Consider the following 2,316-nt stretch of genomic DNA (forward strand, 5'->3'; position numbering starts at 1 on the left):
GCGTTCTGGAAGCTGTTATAGTATTGCGGCTGAATGCCTGCAGCCTCACACTTTTCCTTATACCTCTGTATCATGGTCTGTGTAAGAGCCAGTTCCTTCTCTACGTCAGCGTCTTTCGCCATGATATCAAAGGCTTCAAAGGACATATCCGGCAGGGCAGAGGAGTAGCCAATGCCGCGCTGGTCAAATAGAATAATATCGCGTGCCTCCCGGAAGGGATGCTCAAGCAGGAAGTTTACCAAACCCGGTACCAGGGTATTCCCACCGGGGCCTCCTGAGAAGAAAATCAATGGATATTCCGGAGCTACTGTATCCTTCGCCTTTAATACCACGTAGGCTATCTGGATCTTCCTTTCTTCAGGGGCGTCGTGGTTTTCGGGCACGGATAGAGTCCCGGCCTGAACATCTTCCCGATCAGGCACCCAATCCATCCCGTTGGGCAGGGGAGCCGGTTGTTGTGCATAAATTGTCCAAGAGAAAATTACACTACAAGCAAAAAGTAAAACGGAATTTTTCATGATACACTACTTAGGTTTCCGGGGAAATATTCCAAGATGTTTCCTCAGAAGATAAGATAGTGATTATTGTAATAGGAATGCCCTTACAGGCTAATGATCATAAACCAGACCCCAACAATAAACAGCATAACAAGGCTTAGCGCCAGGGAATAAATAGAGCGGTTTACATACTCGAACTTAATGTTGGCGATTTTGGAATTGATAAATATTTGTTGCCCCAGCTGATCAAAAAGTTCTTCTTCATTAAGGCTGATCCTGTAGAAGGTCTTTGAGAATTTTCGTATGCCCCCGAATTTAGAAATGACATCCTTGAAGAAAAAAATGTTTTTTTCGAATCGGGTTTCCATCCTGGGCATAAAACAGCGGATACTGTAATAGATGGAGGCCACTGTACACAGCACCCATAGCCCGAGGGGAAGATAAATAAGCAGATGCCCGCCTTCGGCTCCACTTATCACCATCCCAATGTTTTGGTAAATCAGGTTCAGCAGGATCCCGTAAAAGGAAAGGATAAGACCGGCCTTTATCTCCGAGGCCCTGATCAGCGAAAACACATAATTGATGCTGCCCCAGTAATGGTCTACCAGTTCCTCCCTGTGCCCCAGGGATTCAATTGGTTTTTCGTTTTCAGCTGCCGCTAAGGGATCTATTGCCTCTGTTTTGTCTTCTTTCATGGTCGGTTGGTTTTATAAGATAAAGGTATGATCCCACTAAATGAAACCCCACCTAAGATAATCATTTGCCCGATAACTGATGGTCTTCAAGCGCTTCGGTAAATATATGCTGTGATTCGGACAGAAAATCAGAGGGTTTATCCGAAAAAACTTACACACAGCTCAAATTATTTCTTAAGTTGACCAGGAATCATAAAAACCAACAAAATGGCAAATCCAAACAATACCGAGGTCTATCTAAGTGTTGATACGGCAGCAATAACAGAAAGCAACAAAGATGAAAAAGTCACCTTTTCTGATAATCAAACTGATCCGGCAGATCCGGATCCACCAGAAACTCCTGGAAGTCCCAGCACCTATGTATCTTCTGTGCATCGCGGAGCACAAATATCATGGTCAGCTAGTGCTCAGAATGGGAGCACAACGGTATCCGTAACAGCTGTTACAAAAAAGGGTGATAGTCCCGCAGATATTCTGCAATCAATTGGTAATCCAAATGATGGTGTGGTCACAGCTCGCGTAAAAGGATCACCACCCAATCCACCTACTGCTGAAGAAACATATTCTGTTTCTTTTAGTTTTACCGGTGCTGATGGAAAGCCTAAATCATTTACAGTTGATCCAAGGCTTAAAATGAAATAATTTGTACCTTGACGTAAACGAAATCAAAATGTCAGTCATTGGAAAAGCCTATTTATTTGTAGGCTTTTTTTGTTTTGCTTTAAGTTCAGGTTTTGCTTTTCAGGATCAGAAACTGGCTGATAGTCTTATTGCTGTCTATCAATCGGGCGCTTACCAGGGGGATGAACGGGATATTCTGGAAATTATCGCAGGGGAAGAGACCAATCCGGATACAAAACTTGGCTATTCCGAACTACTGATCCAGAAGGCAGCTCAGGATTCCTCATCGTATTTTCTGTATAAAGGGTATTTGGAAAAGGGCAATGCGCTCCAATTTAAAGGCGATAACGTAGCGGCCCTTACATCCTATTTAAAGAGCCTCGAATTTGCGGAGGGAACGGATGATCAGCGTGGAATCGGGTCCCTAATGGTTTCCATTGGCGACACCTACGCAGCCATGGAAAACTCAAAAAATGCCCAGAGCTATTACCGCAAGGGGATTC

The 2,316-nt window shown here is 44.0% G+C and carries 2 protein-coding genes and 2 pseudogenes; 2 read left to right on the forward strand and 2 right to left on the reverse strand.

The genetic code is table 11. The features are described 5' to 3' along the window. A pseudogene (locus AC4E7D_RS14055) lies at positions 1 to 518 on the reverse strand (hypothetical protein); the annotation flags it as partial. Between the two features lie 83 nt (positions 519 to 601). Then, the gene (locus AC4E7D_RS14060) at positions 602 to 1,192 is read right to left on the reverse strand and encodes a Pycsar system effector family protein (RefSeq protein WP_490174407.1); all 591 of its coding nucleotides are present in this window, start codon (positions 1,190 to 1,192) and stop codon (positions 602 to 604) included. A 207-nt stretch (positions 1,193 to 1,399) separates the two neighbouring features. Between AC4E7D_RS14060 and AC4E7D_RS14065 the strand changes: the two genes are divergently transcribed. Together AC4E7D_RS14065 and AC4E7D_RS14070 are read left to right on the forward strand one after the other, a co-directional pair. Further along, a complete protein-coding gene (locus tag AC4E7D_RS14065) occupies positions 1,400 to 1,834 on the forward strand; it encodes a hypothetical protein (RefSeq protein WP_490174408.1) in 435 nt (144 codons plus the stop codon). Between the two features lie 28 nt (positions 1,835 to 1,862). Next, positions 1,863 to 2,316, forward strand: a pseudogene (locus AC4E7D_RS14070) (adenylate/guanylate cyclase domain-containing protein); the annotation flags it as partial.

It is taken from the genome of Lentiprolixibacter sp., assembly GCF_982873095.1.

Excerpts from the sequence above, each read along its gene's own strand:
- AC4E7D_RS14060 (WP_490174407.1), bottom strand. The coding sequence starts at position 1,192 with ATGAAAGAAGACAAAACAGAGGCAATAGATCCCTTAGCGGCAGCTGAA.
- AC4E7D_RS14065 (WP_490174408.1), top strand. The coding sequence starts at position 1,400 with ATGGCAAATCCAAACAATACCGAGGTCTATCTAAGTGTTGATACGGCA.